General features: G+C 34.5%; 8 protein-coding genes. All 8 read right to left on the bottom strand.

Translation table 11 applies throughout. The features are described 5' to 3' along the window. Positions 1–732 (bottom strand): hypothetical protein (locus HMPREF2706_RS00820; RefSeq protein ID WP_141761265.1); only part of this gene is annotated, 732 nt, incomplete at its 3' end. Then, on the bottom strand, positions 725–2,788 hold the full coding sequence (locus HMPREF2706_RS00815; protein WP_064137612.1) for a DUF5906 domain-containing protein: 2,064 nt from the start codon (positions 2,786–2,788) through the stop codon (positions 725–727). The genes HMPREF2706_RS00820 and HMPREF2706_RS00815, both read right to left, overlap by 8 nt. Before the next feature lie 249 nt (positions 2,789–3,037). Next, a complete protein-coding gene (locus HMPREF2706_RS00810; protein WP_256322923.1) occupies positions 3,038–3,400 on the bottom strand; it encodes a hypothetical protein in 363 nt (120 codons plus the stop codon). Positions 3,401–3,486: 86 nt separating this feature from the next. Beyond that, the gene (locus HMPREF2706_RS00805) at positions 3,487–3,978 is read right to left on the bottom strand and encodes a hypothetical protein (RefSeq protein ID WP_371106839.1); all 492 of its coding nucleotides are present in this window, start codon (positions 3,976–3,978) and stop codon (positions 3,487–3,489) included. A 25-nt stretch (positions 3,979–4,003) separates the two neighbouring features. Next, entirely contained in the window at positions 4,004–5,206 is a 1,203-nt protein-coding gene (locus HMPREF2706_RS12285) for a relaxase/mobilization nuclease domain-containing protein (RefSeq protein ID WP_256322922.1), read from the bottom strand. After that, complete coding sequence (locus HMPREF2706_RS00795; RefSeq protein WP_070862112.1) at positions 5,203–5,652, bottom strand: hypothetical protein; 450 nt, start codon at positions 5,650–5,652, stop codon at positions 5,203–5,205. The genes HMPREF2706_RS12285 and HMPREF2706_RS00795 overlap by 4 nt, the downstream gene beginning before the upstream one ends. Before the next feature lie 301 nt (positions 5,653–5,953). Further along, complete coding sequence (locus HMPREF2706_RS00790) at positions 5,954–6,331, bottom strand: hypothetical protein (RefSeq protein WP_070862109.1); 378 nt, start codon at positions 6,329–6,331, stop codon at positions 5,954–5,956. Continuing rightward, positions 6,306–6,950, bottom strand: coding sequence for a recombinase family protein (locus tag HMPREF2706_RS00785; protein ID WP_070862107.1), 645 nt, complete (start codon positions 6,948–6,950; stop codon positions 6,306–6,308). Before HMPREF2706_RS00785 ends, HMPREF2706_RS00790 begins: the two co-directional genes overlap by 26 nt. Positions 6,951–7,050 lie beyond the last annotated feature (100 nt).

Below are 7,050 nucleotides of genomic sequence, written 5' to 3'. Positions count from 1 at the left end.
AACGTTATCTACATCAAATAATGAGCTTAAATCAAATCCATTATAGTTTAATGTTGGTTTATCTATATCTTTTGGTTTATGTGTATAGTTGTCTGTTAGTATCTTATCAATCATAGATCCTTGTGACTTACCCACATCACGATCATTTAAATTGAACGATTCAACAAGGCTCTCAGATACTTCAAAATGACTTTCATATACGTGCATAAATAACTTAGCGGTCGCTCTCACATCGTACATGTTATATTTCACGACTTTTAATAATTCATCTTCAGTTAATGTGTCTTTAAATAACAACCCTTCATCTTCAACAATATCAAGTTGCATATAACTTTCCATTTGTTTTAAGCTGATACGTTCACCTACTACGTCTTTAACGTCATATTCAATATGTTTATCATTCATTTTGGGTAAATCAAACAATCGTTCTTTTGAAATTGTATTATTTACAATGTCATCAGATAGTTGTTTAATACTATCAGTATCATAACCATGTTTAACTAAACTTAAAATATACTTATCATAATGCTTATTATTAAAACCGATGAATATACCGTCATTGATAATTGAATGAAATGTATTGTAATCAAGCACTGTATATTCATCATCATATACAGGCTTGATTCTGTGAAAATACATATACATTTGGTTAGTATGCATATCTAATAACGCTATTGTTACACCGTTATTGATAACTTCAATGTCGTATGTGTAGTAATCTTTGTTAAGCATTAGAACCACCGCCAAAATTAACGATGTTTGGGTTAAATGATTTTGTATTGTCTTCATGTTGTTTATTTGTATAATCTTCGTAATTTAAATGTTCAACAATACGCTCAACTATATGTGGTATTGCTTTTTCTTGTAGCACATCAATTGTTTTACCTGTTTTAGGGTGTCTGACACGTGTTCTGCTTTCCATATTTAAACCAAAGCCACTGAATTGTTGATCCATATTATCTTTGAAATACTTCTTTAAACCTTTATCGTTTTTATATTCTTCTACTGATTTAAACCAATTGATGAAATCATCTTTCATTGTACTTTTTGGATAGTATTTCAACATCTCAACTAATACATTAATCATATCTTGTTGTGATGTAATTTCTTTTGTTGTGTTGTCTAAATAGTCGATAGCTTTATAGATAAAGAATTGAAGTATTCTATTGTCTTTATCTATAAATTTGCGTGTTTGCATAGCCATTTCGTTTGTAACCAATGGGTTATTTACATCAACTGGGCTAAAGTCGTTAAACACACCATTTTGATAATGTTGATTGAACTTTTTCATGCAATATAATGCAAAATACGGCAATTCTTCATTGATTACAGTTTGTGTGAAATCTTCTTTATCTTTGGCTGTTGGTTTATGACCGGTTGTAGGTACAATCACAATACGACGTAACACACCACCATCTTGTAATGATGTTGAAACTTGTGGTAATCCCTTATTCATCGAAAATAGCATTTTTGAGTATAGTGCTGCTGGTTTACCTTGTTTGAATTTAGCCTCAACACGTACCGTGTCACCACCTGATATTTTCTTTAAATTATTAATTAATTCAGCGTTAAAGTGTGAGTCATCAACCTCTGTAACTAAATTCATTTCTTTACCTACCATATCCGATGAAGCGAATCGGTTAGCACTTAACTGGTTTAAACCTACACTTTGAATATTAGCCGAACCAAACATTTTTTCAATCACATTACCAATGAAGAATGATTTACCACTTGAACCGTTTGGGTCGTATAAAAACGTTACGATATTCCACAATTTATGCGTATGCATGAAACTATAACCAAGTAATGTTGTCATGTATTCTGATGCATTACCCACCAATAAACTTAAACGATTTAATGTTTTCGGGCATTTTGTTTCAAGATATTGCAATGTCAATGGTTCTTTATCATCGTTAGCTACCGGTAAATTGTAGTCATGATGTTGTCTCAAATATTGTGTACGTTTATGTTCTATTAATTGATCCTGTTCTATATCGTATATACCATTTTTGAACCACACGTGTTGTGGGTGTTCTTCAGTATATTTATCAATTAAATTAGCGTCTAAATCATCAGCATTAGGTATTAAGTTCATTACTGTATCAACAACTTGTTTCTCTGCTTTACTGTTCTCTGATCTAAAGCCACTATAAATTTGATGTACAAGGTGTTGTACTTTACGTTTCACAACAGTTTTCTTAAACTGTGTTACTTTATGTGTATTTCGGTCATAGTAATAAATTAAATCTTCAGCACCATCAATCGATGAGATTTGCATATAACCTTTAACATGATGTTCTAGTATGAAGTTTGCAAGTAATTCCGGGTCAATTTGAACGTTCTTACGTATCAAGCGTATTAAATTACCTTTATCGAATTTTGGCTTAAATGTGGCTTTTAAAAAGCAACAACGAGGGTTATATTGATCTACAACAACGCACATTAATTTTAAATATGCGTGATAACGTCCTAATGCTTTAATTATACGTTTATCTGTTGGGTCATCTACCTCTATATCTTCGTCGTCATTATCTTTATGCAAATACATTTCCATTGTTGCGTCATTAAATGTATTGTCGGTATCCAATTCAAATACTACATCTTTAAGATAGTTGTATAAGTCGTCATCAACTTCAGTATTAGATAACGTCTTATTCACATTGTTATATAACGTTCCATAATTTTTATAGCTCGTAAATATACCATCATTAATTACATGAATGTCTGTAAACCACTTATTATTAAGTGTTGGTCTGTTCTGCTTTTGTACTGTATTGTTCTTGCTCATAATGTATCTTCCTTTCGATTCTGATTGGAAGACACGTTGCCTATGTATCAACAAAGTTGTTTTACTTTTGTGTTAAAGTGTGTGCATCGCACACAAAATTATGATATAATCATTATTGAATAATAAAGAAACAAAACCATCATCTTTATTATCATTATCAAACATATAACAATATCATCATTGTTGACACGTTAGCCGACGTGTCTTCTTTATTTATTATAGCACGTTTGCGTTTTCAACGCATTCGTGCTATTTATTTTGTCCGAACCATCTTTTGAAAAGCCCTTTCTTCTCCGGTGCTGATTCTTCTTCAATCTCTGTACTTTCTTCTGAACTACTTTCCAATTCATTCAACCGTTGACCCGTAATTAAATTTAATTGTTGTTGCTGATCTAATAACTTTGCTTGTGTCTTTAATAATGCGTCCTTTTCTTCAATTTGAGCTCTGAGAAACGCATTCTCTTGCAACAACTGTTGTACTAACGTACTGTCGTTTGTTTCGGTTGATGTATCACTGCTGTAGCGTGTTTTATTCTGTAACACTTTTTCAGTAATCTGTTGTTCTAATGTTTCGTTGATGTAGTTCACACCGTCGATAACTGTAAAATCCATGTGTTCCGGTTTGTTTCGCGTGATTGTCGGTTTTGATACCCCTAATTTATCGGCGAGTTGCTTGATTGTTATCATTGTACCACCTCTTAATCAGTGTACCATCGGTGCAACAAATACGCCACGCCTGTTACGACACCAACCCAGAACATTGGCGTAATGAGATATGCAAGGTACCACAGACCTGTTACATACCATGTTTTACTATGTTCTATCTTTGTTGCGATGAATTGATACGCATGTTCTAAAAATGGCATATCTGCAAGCATTGTGAATAACAACAACACAACAGCAAATGCAACAAATCCCACCATCGCTGAAACATACCACTTCTTATATTTTTCGGTTTCATCTTTCAACTTCCTTGAATATGAAATCAGTTCGTTTGTTGCCTCCTTGATTTCATTTTGAGATTTAACTCTAAATTCATTGGTTTCTTTAACCACGTCATCTGTTGCCTTTTCTAAGTTGTTTGTTAAACCTTTCTTAACAGTACCGGCGATGTCGTATAAGTCGCTTGATTTCAAAGACACTTTGATGTCACGCTCTTGTTTTGCGTAAGTGTCCAATTTTTTTGCCAAAGTGTTAATATCTTGGTGTGTTTTGCTATCCAAGTTCAAATCCTGTGTCTTTGTTTTTAGATCGTTTGCTACGGTTTGCAGATCTTGTTGTACTTGTTTCGTTGTTTTCGATGTGTCGTTGATGGTCTCGATGTTGTTGTTCAATACGTTGAGTGCTTCTAGTATCTTTTGCGCTGTGTTTTTCTCTGCCATATTCTTTTACCTCCTCATTGATTTGATCTAAAAATGCTATGCTTTCATCATCAAATTCCAATTCCAGTTCATCTTCATCATCTTCCGGAACAGTTAACTTTGATAACATTTGTTGTTGCTGTTGTGTTAAATCATCGGTATTAATTTCAAAGTTACCTGTTTCAATTAGCTTATCTTCAATTTTTGATTTAACACCTGATAACGTGTAATCGTCTTTACTTAATGTCTTCGCTTTAATTGTTTTTTCAGATGTTTCACCCTTTTTATTCGTGTAACTAAAGCTGTATTTGATGTTTTCACCATCTTTTGTTCCTGCGTCTTCAACGCCAATTTGATATTCTTCGTTTAACATCTGTTTAAAGTCGTCAAATGATTTCACGTTTTCATCATCGATGACTTTTTGAATTTGTTCTCGCACTTCATCTTTGGCTAATGTCATACCGTTTTTGCGTGCTTTACGCTCATTCTGTGATACATATTCACCTTTCGAACGTGCTTCTTGTTTACGTGTTTTATTTAAACGCCAGTTGTCTTTGTCTAAAGGTGTGTACCCGTAATCGATCATGACTTGATCGCTAATTTCAGCTAATTTTGTCCATTTTGTTATGTCACCTCGTTGTGACTTGCCGTCGGCACCTACTGCATTGCTAATGAGATGATTGTGATATAACCCCGACTTACCATCGCATTGTGTAACGACTAAACATTGATAGTTTTCACCGTATATGCGTCTAGCTTTTTCTAAACCCATCTCATTCACAATTTGTATCGTTGAACGTTTACCGTCCTTAGGTATTTCATCTTCAGAATAACTGTCGATGATTGTGTACCCTTGAACATAACCTTCATGTTTATTGTATTGTTTTTGAACATCTCTCATTTGTGGTTTAGCTAGAAATGCACTATCACCAGTTACAGCCAAATTTAAACCCGAAACAGCTTGTACCCTCCGACCATTTGTATGTTCATGATTGTAGTGTGGTTTTGAACTTAAAACATAATCGATTGACTTTTGAACATTGCGTGTTGAACTCACTTGGATTGTTGCGATAATGACCCCACCTTTCTGTTAAAATCTCCGATGTTTTTTCTCGTTTTCCTAAACTGTTGTCGGAACTCATCGATATTTTTTAAATCATCTACACTTAATTCATTGCTTAACTTACGTGTGTTCAATAGCTTTATATATTGGTTAAAGTTTCGTGCGATACCTTGTATATCATTTCGCAACTCACTTGCTAAAATTTGAAGGTCTTTCATTAATTCAAATGTCTCATTATCAAACGCTTGTTTTGGCTTAAACGTTTGCTTATGGTCGAGCCATTCTAATGTGATTAACCGGGCAATCTCATTCGGCGATTTGTACCCTCTTAATTCATCTGACAAAGCCTTTAACCTATCATATTCATCTGCACGAACCCGAAACACAATCGTCTTCGTTTTGCGTTCTGTTTCGGGCAATTTATGTTTCACATCTGACATAATGTTCACTCCTTCAAGTTCAAAAGATTGATTTTAATACACGCCCAATAATTGTGGGCTAATTGTGTATTAAAATACGTGTTGCGTCGCAGAAATGTGCGACAGTTGCAACACGTCAAATGCGATTTATTGCAGGGCACCATGCTCAACGCATAGCACCCCTTATAAATCTGAGGCAAGCAGTCCCAATGTAAACATTGGGTGCTTGTAAGAGAGACGCTGCGCTCTCTCTTAACTCTCTAGCGAGTACACACCGAAGGTGTGCAACATCGCCGGGATTGTGCCGTCGATGTGATACCCTTTAGCTATGACGGTTAGCGTCAGCAAAAGGGTTATGGTCTACATCAGAATGTGATGATGTAGACTGTGCCGTTTCATCTGTAGCAGATGATGAAACGTCAACCTCACTTGATACATCAAGTGAACCACTATCATCAAATAAATATGATTGGATAGTGGATAAATCCTTAACATCAATTTCACCAGAATCGATCATCTCTAATAACTCACCTTTAGCGTAATCACGATATTCAAGTTGAGCTTTTTCAACTTTACGTTTATGTTTAGCTAACTTAGATTTATCTTTATTAATTCGTTCTTGTGTACTTCTAACATTTTTATGCAAAGGCTCCATATAATTATCATGTTCTTCTCTAATTTTTACTATTCTTTGATTCATCATTATCCTCCTCCATTTCACGAGCAATGCGTTGAACAGTACCAACACCAACCTCATGTTTTAAACGTACTGCATTGCAACTCATACCACTTTTTAAATCTTCAACAATTTGGTTGTAAATATAGCGACCGTATTTATCTTTTGAATTGGCGCTGTATTTCTTCGGCTTACCTTTAAAGCGACCTTGTTTCTTAGCAAGCTCAATACCATCACGTTGACGCTCTTTGATGTACGCTCGTTCATTTTCAGCAACATAACCTAACAAGTTCAACAACATATCTGTTAAAGCTTTATCCATCAGTTTGTTACCAGTATTGATGTTAGGTAGCCCACCAATTTCAAAGTTTAAGCCCATATCTTTTAATGTCTTAATCACATCTTGAACATCATCATACTTACGTGAAATACGATCCAACTTATAAACAACTAATGTATCACCTGAACGAGCCTTTTGTAACAGTTGTTTAAAACCACCACGCTGTTCAGGTGCAACACCACCCGATACACCTTTATCAATAAATATCAGACCATCTTCAACGCGATGACTTTTTAAATACTCAATTTGTAAATCAAGATTCTGTTCTTTTGTTGAGACCCTCGCATAACCTATTTTTGACATCAATTCACCACCTAACATCTGTAAACCCTAATTGTTTAATCAAACCCCGTCACAACAACAACGATGATTGAACAATATAAGTATACTACATTTGTTCATC

It is taken from the genome of Staphylococcus sp. HMSC067F07 (genome assembly GCF_001837405.1).
Taxonomy (GTDB): domain Bacteria; phylum Bacillota; class Bacilli; order Staphylococcales; family Staphylococcaceae; genus Staphylococcus; species Staphylococcus capitis.
The sequence above is the reverse complement of the archived record's forward strand: the minus strand, read 5'-3'. Positions and strand labels throughout refer to the sequence as shown.

Bases quoted from the DNA above. Each gene is read 5' to 3' on its own strand.
- HMPREF2706_RS00815 (WP_064137612.1), bottom strand. From the start codon at position 2,788: ATGAGCAAGAACAATACAGTACAAAAGCAGAACAGACCAACACTTAAT.
- HMPREF2706_RS00810 (WP_256322923.1), bottom strand. From the start codon at position 3,400: ATGGATTTTACAGTTATCGACGGTGTGAACTACATCAACGAAACATTA.
- HMPREF2706_RS00785 (WP_070862107.1), bottom strand. From the start codon at position 6,950: ATGTCAAAAATAGGTTATGCGAGGGTCTCAACAAAAGAACAGAATCTT.
- HMPREF2706_RS00790 (WP_070862109.1), bottom strand. From the start codon at position 6,331: ATGAATCAAAGAATAGTAAAAATTAGAGAAGAACATGATAATTATATG.
- HMPREF2706_RS00795 (WP_070862112.1), bottom strand. From the start codon at position 5,652: ATGTCAGATGTGAAACATAAATTGCCCGAAACAGAACGCAAAACGAAG.